Here is a 17023-nt window from a genome sequence, read left to right as displayed (position 1 = left end):
CGGGGTCACAAACCGAGGTATTCCTTCAGCTCGAACGGCGTCACCTGGCTGCGGTAGTCCGCCCATTCCCTGCGCTTGTTGCGCAGGAAGAAGTCGAACACGTGCTCGCCGAGCGTCTCGGCGACCAATTCGGAGCGCTCCATCGCCCGCAGTGCCTCGTCCAGGGTGCCGGGCAGTTCACGGAAACCCATCGCGCGCCGCTCGGCGGCGGTGAGTGACCAGACGTCGTCCTCGGCCTCCGGAGGCAGCGTGTAGCCCTTCTCGATACCCCGCAGACCGGCGGCGAGCAGCACCGCGAAGGTCAGGTACGGGTTGCATGCCGAATCTGGGCTGCGGATCTCGACGCGACGCGAGGAGGACTTGTTCGGGGTATACATCGGGACGCGCACCAGCGCCGAGCGGTTGGACCGGCCCCACGAGGCGGCGGTCGGCGCCTCGCCGCCGTGGATGAGCCGCTTGTAGGAGTTCACCCATTGGTTGGTGATCGCGCTGATCTCCGGTGCGTGCTCGAGGATGCCCGCGATGAACGCCCGCGCGGTCTCCGACAGGTTGATCGGGTCGTCGGGATCGTGGAAGGCGTTCGCCTCGCCCTCGAACAGGCTCATGTGCGTGTGCATCGCCGAGCCCGGGTACTGAGCGAACGGCTTGGGCATGAACGTCGCGCGCACGCCCTCGTCGATGGCCACTTCCTTGATCAGGTAGCGGAAGGTCATCACGTTGTCGGCCATGGACAGCGCGTCGGCGTAACGCAGGTCGATCTCCTGCTGACCCGGCGCGCCCTCGTGGTGGCTGAACTCGACCGAGATGCCCATCGACTCGAGCGCATCGATCGCGTGCCTGCGGAAGTTCGGCGCCGAATCGTGCACGGCCTGGTCGAAGAAGCCGCCGGTGTCGGCGGGGCGGGGCTCTGCGCCCTGCGGTCCGTTCTCCAGCAGGAAGAACTCGATCTCCGGGTGCACATAGCAGCTGAAGCCGACGTCACCGGCCTTGTTGAGCTGACGGCGCAGTACGTGGCGCGGGTCGGCCCAGGACGGCGAACCGTCCGGCATGGTGATGTCGCAGAACATGCGCGCCGAATGCTGGTGGCCCTTGCTGGTGGACCACGGTAGGACCTGGAAGGTGGACGGATCCGGGCGGGCGACCATGTCCGCTTCCGAGACCCGCGCGAAGCCTTCGATGGCAGAGCCGTCGAAGCCGATGCCCTCCTCGAAGGCGCCTTCCAGCTCGGCCGGCGCGATGGCGACCGACTTCAGATAACCCAGCACGTCGGTGAACCAGAGACGTACGAAGCGGATATCCCGCTCTTCGAGCGTCCGCAGCACGAATTCCTTCTGGCGATCCATGAACGCGAGCGTAAGCACCTGGCGTTAAATCCGTGTTACATACACGCTGAGGGATTGCAATTCGGTGAGTTGGAACAGATCGCACTATCGGTTCGCAGCACCTGTGAGCGCCCGGTGGCGCGCCGGATCCACCCGCCGGCACGAGGTCAGCAGGTGAGTCCTTGCTCCGGAACGGTCAGCTCGGTGAGGTAGGCGATGACCGCATCATCGAGGCAGGCGTCGCCTGCGACAAGGGCCGCGGTGTGCCTGGTGCCGCGGAAGGTGATCAGTGCTGAGCCCAGCTGCGCGGCGAGGTCGACACCGGCCTGGTAGGGCGTCGCCGGATCCTCCGTCGTCGACACCACGACCGTTTTCGGCAGCCCGGTCACCGAGATCTTGTGCGGTTCACTCGTGTTCGGCACCGGCCAGGCGTTGCACACCTCGAGCGGCGCGGCCCCGGTGCCGCGGCCGTCGTCGAGGAACGGTGCCGCCTTGCGGTACTCGGTGTCCTGCTTGCCCGTGATCGCGGGATCGGCGATGCGCGGATCATCGACACAGCGGATCGCGTTGAACGCGTCCTGGGTGTTGTTGTAGGTGCCGTCGTCGCGGCGGCCGTCGTAGATGTCGGCGAGCTGGAGCAACGTGTCGCCGCGGCCGTCGCGCAATTCCGAAAGGCCGAGGGTGAGCACACGCCAGAATTCATCGGTGTAGAGCGCCTGCTGCACGCCGGTGATCGCATCGCTGTAGCTGAGCCCACGCGGGTCGGTGGTCGCGGCGGGCTTGTCGCGCAACGGGTTCACCAGGGCCCGGAACCGTGCGACGGACTGCGCCGGGTCGGTGCCGAGCGGGCAGTCCGGCTCCTTGGCACAGTCGGCGCTGTAGCCGTCGAATGCCTTCTGGAAGCCGGCAGCCTGCCGCAACGACTCCTGCACGGGGTCTGCCGCGGAGTCGACCGCGCCGTCGAGCACCAGCGCCCGCACGTTGGCGGGGAACTTCTCGGCATAGGCCGAACCGAGCTTGGTGCCGTAGGAGTAGCCGAGATAGGTGAGCTTGTGGTCGCCGAGCACGGCGCGGATCACATCCATGTCTTGCACCACCTCGCGGGTGCCGAGGTGAGCGAGTAGCTCCGCCCCGGTGCGGTCGACGCAGTGGCCCGCGTATTGGCGGTTCTCGTCCTCCGAGTCGGCGATGCCTTCCGGGGTGTTGTCCGTCGGCCGCTCGGCGCGCTCGGAATCGGACTCCTGCGGGGTCAGGCAGGCGACGGCAGGCAACGAGGAACCGACCCCGCGTGGGTCGAAGCCGACCCGATCGAAGCGCTCGGCGAGCGGCGTCTTGCCCGCGATGCTCGCCATCGACAGGCCCGACACCCCCGGGCCACCCGGGTTCAGCAACAGCGAACCGATGCGTTTGCCGCTCGCCTCCAGCCGTGACAGCGCTATCTGGGCGGTCGGGCCGTCCGGCTTCTCGTAATCGATCGGCACTGTGATGCGTGTGCACTGCGTCTTCGGTGCGAGGTTGTCCTCGGGGTCGCCGAAGCCCTCGCAACCACCCCACTGCGGCACCTGCGAATAGAACTTCTCCAACCCGGCGGGCGGCGCGGGTAATGGCGCCTTCGGCTCGTCCTTCTCGACGGTGCATCCTGCCGCCACCATCGCCAGCACCGCTCCAACGAGCACACCACGCCAACTCCGCATCCACGCCATAGTGAAATCCTGGCAGGGCCGCCGCCGCGCCTGTGCGGCGCACTGGAAACCGCCGCGTCGGTGGTGTGACCAATCGCACCGGTCACAGGCCTTAATACGATCGTTGCGTCGGTGCAGACTGGACTCGTCAGACAAACCCGGGGACCCGCATGGGCCTCGAGGAGACACGACGAAAGGGACGATGATGTCCGTGTCCGATTCGGAAACCCCCGCGTACGGCGCAGCACCGACCGCAACCAAGGCGGCGAAACGCAAGACGCGGGTGCATCACCTGCAGCAGATGAAGGCCGAGGGTGAGCGCTGGTCGATGCTCACCGCCTACGACTATTCCTCGGCGCGTTTGTTCGAAGAGGCCGGTATTCCGGTGCTGTTGGTCGGCGACTCCGCCGCGAACGTGGTGTACGGCTACGACACCACCGTGCCGATCACCGTCGACGAGCTGATCCCGCTGGTGCGTGGTGTCGTCCGCGGCGCACCGCACGCACTCGTCGTCGCCGATCTACCATTCGGCACCTACGAGTCCTCGCCGCAGCAGGCGCTGGCCACCGCGACCCGGTTCATGAAGGAGGGTCAGGCGCACGCAGTGAAGCTGGAGGGCGGCGAGCGAGTGGCCGAACAGATCGCACTGATCACCTCGGCGGGCATTCCGGTGATGGCGCACATCGGCTTCACGCCGCAGAGCGTCAACACCCTCGGCGGCTTCCGGGTGCAAGGGCGTGGCGACGCCGCCGAGCAGCTGGTCGCCGACGCCATCGCGGTCCAGGAGGCCGGCGCGTTCGCCGTGGTGATGGAGATGGTTCCGGCCGAACTCGCCGGTCAGGTCACCCGGAAGCTGACCATTCCGACCGTCGGCATCGGCGCGGGCGCCGAGTGCGACGCACAAGTGCTGGTGTGGCAGGACATGGCCGGCTACACCAGTGGCAAGACCGCAAAGTTCGTCAAGCGCTTCGGCAATATCGGTGACGAACTGCGCACTGCCGCAGCCGCTTACGCCGACGAGGTGCGTCGCGGTACCTTCCCCGGCCCCGAGCACAGCTTCTGATAGGGGACCAACGATGAACGGCCGAGCAGTACACGCCCCGGTGGCGCTGCTCGGCCAACCGCTGGAACCGGTGCTGGAGTGGGCCGCCGAAATACTCGACGCACGCAACGTGGAAATCACCGGTCCACCCACGCAGACACGGCGACGCGCGTGGTCGTTGATCGCCAGTATCCCGACCGACGCGGGTCCGATGTGGCTGAAGGCCAACGCGCGCGCCTTCGCACACGAGGGTCCGCTGCTGCAACGACTGGCGGCGCTTCGTCCCGGCGGTGTGCTCGAACCCCTTGCCGTGCAACCCGATCACGGATGGCTGCTCAGTAGCCACGGCGGCGACATCGCCACCGACAGCGAGGCCGAATGGACCGGCCTCATCGAACGCTACGTGGATCTGCAGCAGTCGCTCACGACGCACATCGAGGACCTCCGGGACACAGGAACGCCGTATCTGCCGCCTACGCAACTGATCACGATCTACCGGCACTACGAGCCACGGGTGCCAGGGCTCGGCGCCGCGGTCGAGGAATCGGCCGCAGCGCTCGAAGAATTCGGCAGGCTCAGCATCGAGCACAACGACCTGCACCCCGGCAATGTGTTCGCCGGGGCTACCCCGGGAAGCGGGATGCTCTTCGATTGGGGCGATGCGGTGATCACCCACCCCTTCCTGTCCGAGCGGATGCTGAACGGCCCGCACCGCAAGCAATACTTCGAGTGTTGGCACCGCGACAGCCCGATCTCCGATGCGGAAATCATCCTGGCCGAACGACTCGCCCCCCTGGTGTCGCTCAACCCGTGGCGCACCATCGACATCTCTCGACCGCGATTCGCCAGGGTGGTGCAGCAACTGCTGGACGGACTGCAGGCCGGTTTTCGTTAGCCCGAATCCGGTCCGATCCGGCGTGCCGCCGCAGTCCGATCGATTCGCACGGGCCCGACAGCGCAAACAATGGCAGACTCGATGCGGACAATGTCGACACGAGCAGAGGTACCGATGCCGCAGCCCCATTGGATTTCACGCAGCACACTCCTGGTGGCCGGAGTTTTCGCCGCTGCCGCGCTGACCGCCTGCGGAACGAGTACCGACCCGGCTCCGACCGGCAGCTCGGCATCGACCACCGGATCCGCGACCAGCGCGCCCAATGGCACGGCCGCTCCGAAGCCGACCACTCCGCCGGTCTCCGACGCGTCGGCGACCCAGCTGTGCGACATGCTCCGTCCGGAGCTGTCGAACTTCCGAATCCAGGGTGGGACGCTCGGCCGCATCGGCCTCAACGCGCTGGTGCACGAATGGGCGCTGCGCAACGGCGGCATCAACAGCCAGGTGCTCGCCGACAAAGCCATCATCGACCGGACCACCATCAAGGCCTGCCCCGACGTGCGCCAGCAGACGATCGAAGCGCTGGGGCTGTCCGACCTCGCTTCCGGACTCGCCTTCTGATGCGAACCCTGTACCCGCCGATCGAGCCGTACGAGACCGGCATGCTCGACGTCGGAGCAGGGCAGTCGGTGTATTGGGAGGTCAGCGGTAACCCGAACGGCAAACCGGCGGTGTTCCTGCACGGCGGCCCCGGTGGCGGCACTGCCCCGCACCACCGTCAGTTCTTCGATCCGGCCGCCTATCGCATCGTGCTGTTGGACCAGCGCGGCTGCGGCCGCTCCACGCCGCATATCGCCGATGGCGCGAGCCTGGAGACCAACACCACGCCGCATCTGATCGCCGACATCGAAGCGCTGCGAACCCATCTCGGCATCGAGCGCTGGCAGGTGTTCGGCGGCTCGTGGGGTTCGACATTGGCGCTGGCCTATGCCCAACAGCACCCGGAAAGGGTGACCGAGCTGGTGCTGCGCGGGATCTTCCTGCTGCGCCGCAAGGAAATCGACTGGTACTACAACGGCTCCGCGGGCTACGTCTACCCGGACGAGTGGGAGAAGTTCCTCGCTCCGGTGCCGGAGGCCGAACGCGGCAACGACCTCGTCGAGGTCTATCACCGACTGCTGCACTCCCCCGACGAGCAGGTCGCCCTTGCCGCGGCAGTCGCCTGGTCGACCTGGGAGGGCGCGACGAGTTCGCTACTGCCCCAACCAGATCGGGTTGCCGAAACGGCCGAAGCGCGCTTCGCGCTGGCCTTCGCCCGGATCGAGAACCACTACTTCATGCACGGTGGGTTCCTCGAGGAGGGCCAGCTGTTGCGCGATCTCGACAAGATCGCGCACATCCCGGCCGTCATCGTGCAGGGCCGCCACGACATCGTCTGCCCTGCCGTCAGCGCCTGGGATCTGCACCGCGCCTGGCCCGGCTCGCAGCTGCACATCGTGGACGATGCCGGACACGCCGCCAATGAGCCGGGCATCACCCATCATCTCGTCGAGGCAACCGACGGATTCGCGAAAGTGAGCTGAAGATGGTCAGCGCCGGAAACGCCCTCGTCGCGGCACTCAGCGACGACGTGGACCGGCTGCTGGCCGCTGAACCGGAAGTCCGTGCGGACACTCACGATTCGGTGCACCAGATGCGGGTCGCGACGCGACGACTGCGCAGCGTGCTGCGTTCCTATCGCAGCCTGTTCGAGCAGGCGCCCGCCGCTGCGATGGGTGACGAACTCAAGTGGCTGGCCGGGTTGCTGGGTGTCGCACGGGATGCCGAGGTGCGTGCCGAGCGGTTCACCGCTCTGTTGGCCGAGCACGCCGGGCCCGAATCCGGCACGGCCGCAAGCGATTCAGGTGCCGCTGCCGAATCGTCGGCGACGACAGCAGGGCAGCCCGACAGTGCCGAACCCACCGACGCCGACATCGTTGCCGTCACCACCGAGTTGGTCGGCGCAGAGCAAGCGAAATATGCGCGCGCACATGCCGAGATCCTCGCGGAGCTCGACGGCCACCGGTATCGCAAACTGCGCGATGAATTGTCCGCCTGGCGTACCGATCCCCCGCTCGACCCCACCGAGGCCGCCCGGCCCGCGGCCAACGCCTTCGAGCGGGTCCTGCGGCGGGACCGCAAACGACTGCGCCGGCTGGTATTCGCCGAACCTGCCGTACCGCCCGCCGAACGAGTTGAGCTGCTGCATGATATCCGCAAGAGCGCCAAGCGCTTACGGTATTCGTGCGAAGGCGCCGCGGAGACGCTCGGCGCTGCCGCAGCCGATCTGGGCAGCAGTGCGAAACGTCTGCAAACCGTCCTCGGTGACCACCGCGATGCCGTCGAGTCCCGCGAAGCCATCCTCGCCCGCGCCGCCGAATCCCCCGTTCGAGGTCGGGTCGCCGCGCTCTACGAAATCCTGGCCGACGCAGAGGAAATCGAGGCAGGCATGGCCCTCGCCCGCTACCCGATCGCCGCCGCGTTCGTCTCGGGCGGCTGACACCGGACCTGTCGGGTTCCCCGCACACCTGGCCCGGATCGACCGCGCCCGCTCGATGCTCGGAGTCGTTCGGCGTACTTCGCGGTTCCGGTTCAGACCGGGAATGCGAAGCTGATCTTGCGAGTGGCCGGGTCCGCGGAAACCAACCGAACGCGCACGGCCGCACCTTCCCGTGGTGAGCCGACACAGGGTCCCGCGACCGGCGGGTCGGCGATGAACACCTCGGCGGGACGGCTGCCGTTGGCTTCACGGATCACCACCGCGTCGAACTCCGCACCGCTGCGCTCGGCGAGCAGGGTCGCCTCGGTCAGGTCGATGCACGCACGTTCCACCTTGTTCGCGAGGGCGTCGCTGCGCCGCATCGACTCGGCGGTGGGTGACAGGCCGTCTCGAACCCATTGCGGTACTTCGGTTCCCGCACACAGGGCAAGGCAGATCTCGGTGGCGAACCGGTCGGCGAGTCGACGCAGCGGCGCGGTCACATGCGCGTACGGTGCGCCGATCGCGCTGTGCTGCAGGTTATTCGGCTGGTCGGCCGACTGCCTGGTGTTCGCCCCGGAGTTGGACCGCCTGCTGTTCGACTGCTCGGCACTCGGCCCCGCAGCGGGCTCGACCTCCCCTTGTGCTGGGCTCGGCGGCACGCCGTTCGAAGGTGCTGCGGCAGACCTGGCGGATCCGTCTGCGACGACCCCGTCCAGCACGGTGTACGCGGCCCCGCGGAGCAGCCCGGTGGCCTCCGACATGAGCACAAGGGCAGCGGGCGTGTTCGGGTCGAGTCCGGCCAGCATGCGCCCGACCGGCTCCTGGGCAGGCCAGGCGATCCCCAAGGCCGCGGCGGTCCTGCGTATCGAGGTGATCGCCGAGTCGGGCGGCGGCGGCATAGTGCGCAGCAGTGCGATGCGTTCACCCGACGGAGTCGTCCTGTCGAGCATGATCATGGCCGCGCACATCCCGGTCAGCAGCGACACCTGCTCGTTCCAGTCGTCAGCGGCGGTGCGCGGCTCCAGCACCAGTCGCCAATGCCCGTCGGCCTTGTCGTCGCTGATCACGCTCTGTGCGGGCAAGCGCAGCCCGATCGCGCCGCGGGCGAGCCCCGCCTCGATGCGCCGCGTGCCGAATTCCGGCAGGGCCGCGATCGAGGGGTGCAGGCGACCTGCGTCGGCGTCGGCTTGCACACTCGCGTAGTCGAGCCTGGCTCGGGACCGAATGAGCGCGCGCACCACCGAGCACCGCTGCGGTTCAGCGTTCTCGTCCAGTTCGATGGTCCACAGCGCGGCGGGCCTGGTCTGCTCGGGCAGCAGGCTCGCGGCATTCTCGGAGAGCACCGGCGGATGCAGCGGCACGGTGCTGTCCGGCAGATAGAAGGTCTGGCCCCGAGCGACGGCCTCGGTGTCGAGCGCACCACCCGGCACGATCACAGCGCCGACATCGGCGATGGCGTAGTGCAGTGTGAAGCCGGAATCGGTGCGGTCCAGGTGCAGTGCCTGGTCGAGATCCATCGCACCCGGCGGGTCGATCGTCACGAAGGGGATATCGGTGCGATCGATGCGGTTGCCCGCGAACGCGTCGATCGCGTCGCGGGCTTCCGTGGCGGCCTCGGCGGGATACGCCGAGGCCAATCCGAATTCGGAACGGATGGCGCCGAAATCAACCGGCGCCGACACGATCCGTTGGTGAAGTTCCACGCTGTCGGTGGGCGCTACTGCAGCGCCAGCATGGTGCCGTTCAATTCATTCAACGGGCCGTACATGGTGAAAGTCACCCGACCGTTGGGAACACTCGACGACACTCCGGCCGCCGCGTCGAGCGCCTGGCCGAACGACGCCGCCGACGGATGCGGCAGGCCGGCGATCGCCTTCCCGATGTGGCTCTGGTGCACCCAGGCCGTGTCGGCGGGGCTGAGGTCCACCTGGACCCCGCCCGCCAACGGGGTCACCGCGACCGCACTAGCGGTCCCGGCGCCAAACACTGCGAAAACCGATGCAGCCCCGGCGATCAAAGCGCCGGCGACCAGTGAACGAACTACCCGCATAGAGTTGAGACCTGCTTCCGCGATCGAAGAATGAACGGCCCGCTGCTGCCCGGCAACGGGCCTTGCCAACGGCGACCACTCTATGACGTCGCTCACGTTATTAGCCAGTTCCGGACGAATCGCCATGCCGGACACGCCGAGCCGCCGCCCACCGCGGCCGACTGCTAGGGTTGCCGGGCGTAGCGGGGGTTCGATATTCCCGCACATTTCGAAGTATCCGTACGTCGACAATTGGGAGTTACGCACTCATGTCATCGCTGCTTTTCGACTACCTGATGCCACTGCTCGGCCCGGAACAGGCCGCGTACTGGGCTCAGGTCTTCACAATCTCGCCGGCCTGACCTCACCGCCTCCCGCACGGCTTCGTCGCCTCCCGTTAACCACATGGGAGGCGACGTTCGTCAAGTGCCGCTAGCATCCCGCTCCGTGCATAGAACCTCCGCCGCTATCGCGGCCAGCGCCACCCTCTTCACCCTGCTTCTCGCAGGCTGCAACGACGACACAGCAGGCAGCGCCACCTCTTCGACCACGGCGAGCGCCGGATCGTCCGCCGCGGCCGGCGACGCCCCCGACAACATCAAAGCGGGCACCTTTGTGGTGAGCTTCCGCACCGCCTTCCCCAAACTCGCCGACGGCAAAGACAACAACAAGATTCGCGACGTCCTCGTCGAAACCTGCAAAGACGTCAAGGACGGCAAGTCGGAGGACGCCGTTGTGCAGAACATCATCAAGCACACCAAGACCGGATCGGTCGAGGCGAGCAAGGAAGAGGCGCAGGCCATCTATCAGATGGCCAAACTGCTCTGCTGAACTATTTGTTCCAGGGCAGATAATTCGGCAGGTACTTCAATACGTAGCCCACCGTGATCATGACGATGATGGCGATCAAAGGGATAAGCACGGACATCGGTCCGGTCCTTTACGTTGTGCTACCGATAGAGGGATCGTGCCGCACACCACCGAGGCGCGCGGTACCTGTATCGGTATACGCCTCCGGTGTTACGTGTGAGTTCCGTCCTGGCCCGCCGCGGGTGTGTCGTCCTGACGTTGCGCCGGTGGGCTACTGCGCTCGAGAAAGCGCAGCAGCTCCACCGGGAACGGCAGCACCAGCGTCGAGTTCTTCTCGGCCGCGACCTGGACAACAGTTTCCAGCAGCCGCAGTTGCAATGCCGCGGGATGTTCCGACATCTGGGCGCCCGCCTGGGCCAGCATCTGCGCGGCCTGCAACTCTCCCTCCGCCGAGATGACCCTGGCCCGGCGTTCCCGCTCCGCCTCCGCCTGCCGCGACATCGAGCGCTTCAGTGCATCCGGCAGCGCCACATCCTTGATTTCCACCCGGTCGATGTGCACGCCCCACGCCAGTGCCGGGCTGTCGATCATGAGCTCGAGCCCCTTGTTCAGCTGCTCCCGATTCGACAGCAGATCGTCGAGTTCGCTCTTGCCGATAATCGAGCGCAGCGAGGTCTGGGCTACCTGGCCGACCGCGAACAGATAGTTCTGCACCTCGATGACGGCGGCGACGGGGTCGATCACCCGGAAATACACCACCGCGTCCACCCGCACCGTCACGTTGTCGCGCGTGATGCCGTCCTGCGCGGGCACCGGCATGGTGATGATCTGGATGGAGACCTTGCGCATCCGATCGATGAACGGAATCAACATGCGCAGCCCGGGATCCCGCGTCCCCGCAACCCGACCGAACCGGAAAACCAGCCCCTTCTCGTACTGGGTGACGATCCGCGCACTCATGGCGGTCAGGACACCGCCGACGACCGCTCCTATACCGAAAATGCTGCCGATAAGGGTAAGAATGTCCATAACTGCACCGCCAAGGCGAATCGTCTGCCGCGCCGGAACCCGGTCTCGCGGTTCACTTCCATCATGGCACCGTGCGGGCGGACGAGTTGGCCTGTAAGCCGGATCCTGTCCCCGGTTCACACCGGGTGACGACCATCCATCTGGACACACCGTTGCCGGGTGCCTCGAGCGGTCCACCCGCAGGCTCGGGCGAGCAGCCCTCGAACACCTGCGCAGCCGCACCGCACGCGATGCGACCTTCGACCTTGCTCCGGGCGGGGTTTACCGAGCCGCCCCGGTCACCCGGGGCGCTGGTGCGCTCTTACCGCACCGTTTCACCCTCACCGACGCTCGCGCATCGGCGGTCTGTTTTCTGTGGCACTGTCCCGCGGGTCACCCCGGGTTGCCGTTAGCAACCGCCCTGCTCTGTGGAGTCCGGACTTTCCTCGGCGACGGGCGGCGGCACAGCTGTGCCCGTTCCCATCGCCGCGGTCGCCCGGCCAACTCGTCCGCAGCGTCCAGGGTACGTTGTTCCCGGGCCTGACCTCGCAGCTGGTCGGAGCAGAACAGTACGGTGGGGTGCCATGGAACGTGTCGAGGTCAGTTTTCCTTCGGGTAGCGAGCATTGCGCCGCCTGGCTGTATCCACCCGACGGCGTCCCCAAGCCCCGCCCGCTGGTGGTCATGGGGCACGGTCTGGGGGCCAATCGAGAAATGGGATTGGACAGGTACGCGCGCCGGTTCGCCGCCGCGGGAATGGCCGTGCTGGTGTTCGACTACCGGCATTTCGGCGCCAGCCAGGGTTCACCACGCCAGCTACTACACATCGCCCGCCAGCGCGAAGACTGGCGGGCGGCCGTTGCCTACGCGCGCACGCTGCGTGGTATCGATGCGACCCGAATTGCCCTGTGGGGCACCTCTTTCGGCGGCGGCCATGTGCTGTCGGTGGCACCCGACGACGACTACATCGCGGCCGTCGTGGCGCAGGTCCCCTTCACCAGCGGCCTGGCCTCGGCCTTGGCGAAGGGCCCGACCAGCCTGACCAAGGTAGCCACCATCGCCGCCACCGACCTGCTCGTCGGATCGCTGCGCCGCAAGCCGGTGCGCATCCGACTCGCGGGCCGCAAGCGCGCCGCCGCACTGATGAGTGCGCCGGATGTGCCGGAGGGTTTCGGCAGGCTCGCCGACGAAAGTGAAAGCTACGAACCGAAAGTCGCGGCCCGGGTCGCACTGTCGACGCTGTTCGACTCCCCCGGCCGCCGAGCCAAGTCGCTGAAGATGCCGGTCATGTACATCGTCGCCGACAACGACTCGATCGCCCCGATCAAACCGACGCTGCGGGCCGCGGAACGCACCAAGCACGCCGTCGTGAAGCGCTATCCGATAGGGCATTTCGACGTCTACTTCGACGACCACTTCGAGCTGGCGGTCTACGACCAGACGGAATTCCTGGTCTCGGTGCTGCGTCCGTGACCGAGCCCGGCGTCGGGGCTTTGCCGGTGGTCTCGACGTCGGTATGCTCGAGCGGTACGGTTCGGCCGGTTCGTCGGCCACCACCAACGATGGCCCGGATGCGCCGCGAAGCATCCTCACGATGAATCTCGTTGTCTCCCCCGCGCTCCCGGGGAAGGACCTTCCCGTCCTTCGTTGACCGCCGCGCGGGTCCGTACCCGCCCCGAACTCCGTCGCCAACGCAGGCGGCGGGCGCACGGCTGCTGGAACCACCTACTCATCGCGCCGCTGTGGCCGATGCACGGCGTCAACCTCGGCACTCTGCTGCGCACTTGCGATGCGGTCGGCGCGTGCCTGGCGGTGCCGCGGCGACCGTGGATACCGGACGCGCTCGCCCAGGGAAACACTTTGCGCCACAGACAGTGTGTGCACTGGATCGACGGTCGCGTGGAACGGTGGCTGGATCGCCAACGCACCGAAGGTTCCGCGATCGTCGGGGTCGAGCTCACCGACGAGTCCATCCGCCTGGCCGACCTCCCCGCCGCCCGCAAGCGCACCATTATCGTGCTCGGTCACGAAAGCAGCGGCATACCGCCTGAGGGACTCGAACTCCTCGATGTCGCCGTCGAAATTCCGATGGTCGGCACCGGCCACAGCCTCAACGTGGCGGTCGCGGGGTCACTGGTGCTCTACAAGTTGGCCGGACTGTGCTGATGACAATCAGACAGTACGGGCGCGGCACCCGAACACCGCCGCGGCGGTGCCGTCCGCCTACTCGATTGTCGAGTTTTACATCCCGCTCCAACAGTGAGTATTGCCACCGAGGTGTGACCGAGACGCACTCCCTACCCGCGTGCGGAGGCCGTTGCGGAGTCAGCGATCTCGTCCATGAGCATTCGGAGCGTGAGCGAATGCTTCTCTGGCGGTAGCGCATCCAGTGCGGCCCGTGCCAGCTTCACACCCTCAGTGCGGTCGCCGTCGCGAACCAGCATCAGCCCTTGATGCATGTCCAGGTGCGTGCGGAACCGAGGCAGCGACTCCGGCAGATCCACCCTCGCCGCTTCCTGGGCCGCCACCGCGACCCGTTCCTCGCCGAGGCGGGCAGCCAGCAGGGAAAGAAAGACGTTCACCCGCCACCAAGGGACCGCGTAGTCGCTCGCCTGATCGTCGGACCCTGAGCGGTCGAATTCCCTACGGCCCGTGTCGATCAGCCCATGTGCCGTCGGCGTGTCACCCTGGAGTGCAGCGGCATGAGCCTTGCCCCAGAGCGCGTTCAATCGGCCCAAGCCAGGGCGATCACTGATAGCCAACGCCTGATCGGCGAACCCGTGCGCCACCGGCAGTGCTGCACCCTCGTAGCCCAATGCGATCGCCGCACGTCCACGGACCCATACCCGGATATCCGTGTCTTCCGATCTGTCGGCCGCTGCCGCGGCCATCGAATACCAGTTGATCGCCTTGCGCCCGTCGCTGCCGGGAAAGGTCTTGGCGTACAACGTCATCAGACGTGCAGCGATGGACCACATCCGGGGCGAGTCCAATTGCTGTTGAAGCACGATCATGTCCGCCGCCAAACGTCGTTGTATCTCAGCACCTCCCGCACTCATGTAGTCCCGGCCGTACGTGACAAGTCGGTCTTCCCACTCCTCGACACCCGGCCGCGCCGGGTTCAACCGAGCCGAGAACCCTTGCGCCAAGAGGTCGGACGCCACCACGGGCGCTACGGACGTGGCGGCTAGGTGACTGAGGAATTCGCGACGGTTCACATTCGCCTCCAACAGCTCAGGGGGGAAATCCAGTACCGCCGCAAGATGACGCAGCCAAAACGCAGAGGGCTCGGTGGCGTTGGACTCCCAACGCCGGGAAATGTACTCACGGCTGATGTTGGCACCAGATGCCTTGCACAGTTCATCGGCCAGTCTTCCCTGCGACCATCCCTTGGCCAAGCGAAGTTGGCGGATCAGGTCGCCGGTCCCGCTGCTCATACTTCGATCATTCCCCGCCCGTAGCCAGGACGAAAGCGATACACCCTCGCGTGGCACGGATGCCACCCCTGATGCCACTACCCGGCCGTCGCCTCTGCTGGCGAAATCGGAGCAGGACGTTATGCCACTGTCGTTGCCACTTCAACGCAAGTGTCACTCTGCGACACGGTTGTAGTCGGTACCCGGCGCCAGATTGAACCGACTGCCGTCGTAGTCCCTGACGTCGGTGCCCCAACATCCGCAGCAATTAGGGGACAGACCATGACTGCGAGAGAACTGCCGCACCGAAGCCCGTTCGTCGGCCCTGAACAGCATGAAGTACGAGGATGGCGACCACTGCCAATGGAAGTGACCGAGCGCTTTGCCGTTGCTGTCCAGGAGTGGGCCGATCAGACCGCGCCCTCAGAATCGTCCCGGTGCTGGGGTGAAGAACCAACCTCCAGCATCGGGCGCACGAACAGCGAGATGGCGTGATGAACCGTGACCGGATGCGTACCACCGAATCACCGGACGGCAGGAAGGTCGCAACGTGGCGACTCATGCGTCGCGACTGCCAGGTGATCAACATCCAGAACCGCGAGGACGCGTCACCCGCCTACCGATGGCCCAGTGGGGTGGAACTGCCCGCCGCTACGCCAGGACTGGTGATACTCGACGGCCCGCCGAACCTGTGGGAGGCCCGAGACGCATTCCCCGGGCACGGCGATCTCTGGAACGCGCTGCGTTCGGACTTCTGGGCTGCCTTGCTGTGCATGACTGACCTGCCAAACCCGTTGGGGTCGTGGTCGTGATGTCCGAGGGTGAGAAGCGTCGGCGCGGCAAACTCGAGCCGTGGATACAGAACCAGCTCGCAGTCTTCCATCAGGAGACCGCCGCGAAGCTCGAACTAGCTCCCGACAACACAGCCCCCATATATCGGCGTCCGTCGGACGGCGAGACGTGCAGGCTAGACGACTGGTGGGTCTCGAACACAGACGCTGAGTGGGACGAGTTCGACCTTCGAGAGAATTCGATCAGGGTCGAGCCGACCAGCGTTGTAGATACCGAGGAACCGCGAACAGGGCTCATCGGGTAAGGGCTCCGCCCATTCGAATTATCCACTGGAACAACGTGATTTGACACGGACTGATCTGCTTATGTGCCCATCCGTCGCCGTGGATCTCTGGTCGCACGATCGTCGGCTTGGAGAAGAGGAAGTCATTGTCGCAAAGGGGCTTTCGGGCCTCGGCGACCAATGGTCGGCTTGTACTGGCGTACGCGGTGTGGCCGCTCACCAGAGCGCCGAAGGCGAGCAGGCAAATGAGTAGAGATGTGAACGGTTTCGCATGATTCCCCCAATGAATCCAGACGTTGATCGGACGGTGTCCGTGGTTCGGACAACCCTGGGTGGCGTCTGTGCCCACGGATGCCGGTAGGTGCTCACCGCCTTGTCCGATCTAACAGCCTGTCTCAGTGGATGTTTCCGGTAGCAGGTCAGTGTCGCGGCCATGGTGAGAAAGGCGCAGAAGTGGTCGGCAGAGCGGTGCAGGGGAGGTCGGGCAGCGCGTCGCGTGGTCGCCGGTCCTCAAATCCTCGCGTCGATCCGAAGGGTTGTTTCCGGCGCGGCGGAATGCTGGCCGTCATGGTTCGCGCTGGCGGTCGGCAAATGGACCACCCGCTGCTCCCATTCCCCGTCCAGCACGTCGGCCTGCCATCGCTTGTTCCAGCCGAACGGCATGAGGTGCACTTGCACGCCGCGTTGTTGCAGACGTTCGGCAAGGTTCGACAGCACACTGAGCGCTGTCGGTACATCGGATCGCTCCCCCGGACTTGCCAGATGTGCGAACCCGTTGATGACGATGCACGTCGCATGGGTCTTGGCCGCAATGCGCCAAACGTTTTTCGTCGCCACCTTCGAGAACGACAGATCGCCGCGCTCGACGCCGACCATGAGAAGCAAGCAGTCGGAGAACGTGTTCGTTACGCCGAGCGCGGCGGGTTCGAGATCGATGGCGGCCGGGCTCGGCGTTGTCACGGTGTACTCGAAAGTGTGGCAACGGCTGCTGTAGATCCTCATGCTCGACTCCGACGTCGTTCGATCGTGGCGGCGTACGGCGCCCAGTGATCTGGTCCGACGGCCGCTGCACGGAGCGTAACTGGAGGTTCACCCGGCCCGTTCCCAAACTAGGGGACATCGACTCTTGGGACGGTCGCGGCGACAGCGGTTCGGTGAGCGCGGACCGGACATCAGCGGCCGAATCCCCACCGGCCCCGGCCTTGTCGGGGATTGCCGAGAAGGCACGATCCTGAACTCGGCCGAGTTCCGCGTTCGAGCGGCGCAGTGCAATCAACGGACCAG

General features: G+C 66.2%; 18 protein-coding genes and 1 other RNA gene. 10 read left to right on the top strand and 9 right to left on the bottom strand.

Annotated features, from left to right (window positions below; all coding sequences use genetic code 11):
• Window positions 1-5: 5 nt before the first annotated feature.
• Window positions 6-1343: a type I glutamate--ammonia ligase gene (gene glnA / locus OHQ90_RS15645; protein ID WP_328411205.1), complete on the bottom strand. Its 1338-nt coding sequence runs from the start codon at window positions 1341-1343 to the stop codon at window positions 6-8.
• A 146-nt stretch (window positions 1344-1489) separates the two neighbouring features.
• Window positions 1490-3016 carry an alpha/beta hydrolase gene (locus OHQ90_RS15640; RefSeq protein WP_442941471.1) on the bottom strand — a complete coding sequence of 509 codons (1527 nt, stop codon included), beginning with the start codon at window positions 3014-3016 and terminating at the stop codon, window positions 1490-1492.
• A 193-nt stretch (window positions 3017-3209) separates the two neighbouring features.
• Here OHQ90_RS15640 and panB point away from each other — a divergent pair, with 193 nt between their 5' ends.
• Both panB and OHQ90_RS15630 read left to right on the top strand, forming a co-directional pair.
• Window positions 3210-4067: a 3-methyl-2-oxobutanoate hydroxymethyltransferase gene (gene panB / locus OHQ90_RS15635; protein ID WP_328412858.1), complete on the top strand. Its 858-nt coding sequence runs from the start codon at window positions 3210-3212 to the stop codon at window positions 4065-4067.
• Window positions 4068-4080: 13 nt separating this feature from the next.
• Window positions 4081-4941 (top strand): phosphotransferase, encoded by an 861-nt coding sequence (locus OHQ90_RS15630; protein ID WP_328411203.1) that lies wholly within the window; start codon window positions 4081-4083, stop codon window positions 4939-4941.
• Here the strand turns inward: OHQ90_RS15630 and OHQ90_RS15625 are convergent.
• Window positions 4938-5273 carry a hypothetical protein gene (locus OHQ90_RS15625; protein WP_328411202.1) on the bottom strand — a complete coding sequence of 112 codons (336 nt, stop codon included), beginning with the start codon at window positions 5271-5273 and terminating at the stop codon, window positions 4938-4940. The two genes, OHQ90_RS15630 and OHQ90_RS15625, sit on opposite strands and share 4 nt — an antisense overlap.
• On the opposite strand from OHQ90_RS15625, the gene OHQ90_RS15620 reads away from it, so the two are divergent.
• The 3 genes from OHQ90_RS15620 to OHQ90_RS15610 are packed head-to-tail and all read left to right on the top strand — an operon-like array spanning window position 5272 to window position 7420.
• On the top strand, window positions 5272-5502 hold the full coding sequence (locus OHQ90_RS15620; protein ID WP_328411200.1) for a hypothetical protein: 231 nt from the start codon (window positions 5272-5274) through the stop codon (window positions 5500-5502). The genes OHQ90_RS15625 and OHQ90_RS15620 overlap by 2 nt on opposite strands.
• Window positions 5502-6464 (top strand): prolyl aminopeptidase, encoded by a 963-nt coding sequence (gene pip, locus OHQ90_RS15615; RefSeq protein WP_328411198.1) that lies wholly within the window; start codon window positions 5502-5504, stop codon window positions 6462-6464. The genes OHQ90_RS15620 and pip overlap by 1 nt, the downstream gene beginning before the upstream one ends.
• Before the next feature lie 2 nt (window positions 6465-6466).
• On the top strand, window positions 6467-7420 hold the full coding sequence (locus OHQ90_RS15610) for a CHAD domain-containing protein (RefSeq protein ID WP_328411196.1): 954 nt from the start codon (window positions 6467-6469) through the stop codon (window positions 7418-7420).
• Window positions 7421-7512: 92 nt separating this feature from the next.
• Here the strand turns inward: OHQ90_RS15610 and OHQ90_RS15605 are convergent, their stop codons facing one another.
• Both OHQ90_RS15605 and OHQ90_RS15600 read right to left on the bottom strand, forming a co-directional pair.
• On the bottom strand, window positions 7513-9105 hold the full coding sequence (locus OHQ90_RS15605; RefSeq protein ID WP_328411194.1) for an RNB domain-containing ribonuclease: 1593 nt from the start codon (window positions 9103-9105) through the stop codon (window positions 7513-7515).
• A 14-nt stretch (window positions 9106-9119) separates the two neighbouring features.
• Window positions 9120-9587: a hypothetical protein gene (locus OHQ90_RS15600; protein ID WP_328411192.1), complete on the bottom strand. Its 468-nt coding sequence runs from the start codon at window positions 9585-9587 to the stop codon at window positions 9120-9122.
• Window positions 9588-9878: 291 nt separating this feature from the next.
• Here OHQ90_RS15600 and OHQ90_RS15595 point away from each other — a divergent pair, with 291 nt between their 5' ends.
• Window positions 9879-10262, top strand: a complete 384-nt coding sequence (locus tag OHQ90_RS15595) for a hypothetical protein (protein WP_328411189.1) — start codon at window positions 9879-9881, stop codon at window positions 10260-10262.
• 189 nt (window positions 10263-10451) lie between these two features.
• On the opposite strand, the gene OHQ90_RS15590 is transcribed toward OHQ90_RS15595, so the two are convergent.
• Entirely contained in the window at window positions 10452-11201 is a 750-nt protein-coding gene (locus OHQ90_RS15590; RefSeq protein ID WP_442941470.1) for a slipin family protein, read from the bottom strand.
• Between the two features lie 147 nt (window positions 11202-11348).
• Window positions 11349-11757: RNase P RNA component class A (rnpB, locus tag OHQ90_RS15585), an RNA gene on the bottom strand.
• A 76-nt stretch (window positions 11758-11833) separates the two neighbouring features.
• Here rnpB and OHQ90_RS15580 point away from each other — a divergent pair.
• Window positions 11834-12721 (top strand): alpha/beta hydrolase, encoded by an 888-nt coding sequence (locus OHQ90_RS15580; protein WP_328411185.1) that lies wholly within the window; start codon window positions 11834-11836, stop codon window positions 12719-12721.
• Window positions 12722-12895: 174 nt separating this feature from the next.
• Entirely contained in the window at window positions 12896-13414 is a 519-nt protein-coding gene (locus OHQ90_RS15575; RefSeq protein WP_328411183.1) for a TrmH family RNA methyltransferase, read from the top strand.
• Window positions 13415-13545: 131 nt separating this feature from the next.
• On the opposite strand, the gene OHQ90_RS15570 is transcribed toward OHQ90_RS15575, so the two are convergent.
• Window positions 13546-14685 carry a helix-turn-helix domain-containing protein gene (locus OHQ90_RS15570; RefSeq protein ID WP_328411181.1) on the bottom strand — a complete coding sequence of 380 codons (1140 nt, stop codon included), beginning with the start codon at window positions 14683-14685 and terminating at the stop codon, window positions 13546-13548.
• Window positions 14686-15173: 488 nt separating this feature from the next.
• Between OHQ90_RS15570 and OHQ90_RS15565 the strand changes: the two genes are divergently transcribed.
• Both OHQ90_RS15565 and OHQ90_RS15560 read left to right on the top strand, forming a co-directional pair.
• A complete protein-coding gene (locus OHQ90_RS15565; RefSeq protein WP_328411179.1) occupies window positions 15174-15476 on the top strand; it encodes a hypothetical protein in 303 nt (100 codons plus the stop codon).
• On the top strand, window positions 15467-15760 hold the full coding sequence (locus OHQ90_RS15560) for a hypothetical protein (protein WP_328411177.1): 294 nt from the start codon (window positions 15467-15469) through the stop codon (window positions 15758-15760). Before OHQ90_RS15565 ends, OHQ90_RS15560 begins: the two co-directional genes overlap by 10 nt.
• Window positions 15761-16249: 489 nt before the next feature.
• On the opposite strand, the gene OHQ90_RS15555 is transcribed toward OHQ90_RS15560, so the two are convergent.
• A complete protein-coding gene (locus OHQ90_RS15555) occupies window positions 16250-16741 on the bottom strand; it encodes a threonyl-tRNA synthetase editing domain-containing protein (protein WP_328411175.1) in 492 nt (163 codons plus the stop codon).
• Window positions 16742-17023: the final 282 nt, after the last annotated feature.

It is taken from the genome of Nocardia sp. NBC_00403, from assembly GCF_036046055.1.
Classification (GTDB): domain Bacteria; phylum Actinomycetota; class Actinomycetes; order Mycobacteriales; family Mycobacteriaceae; genus Nocardia.
Note: the sequence above shows the minus strand (reverse complement) of the source record. Positions and strands in the feature narration are given on the sequence as shown.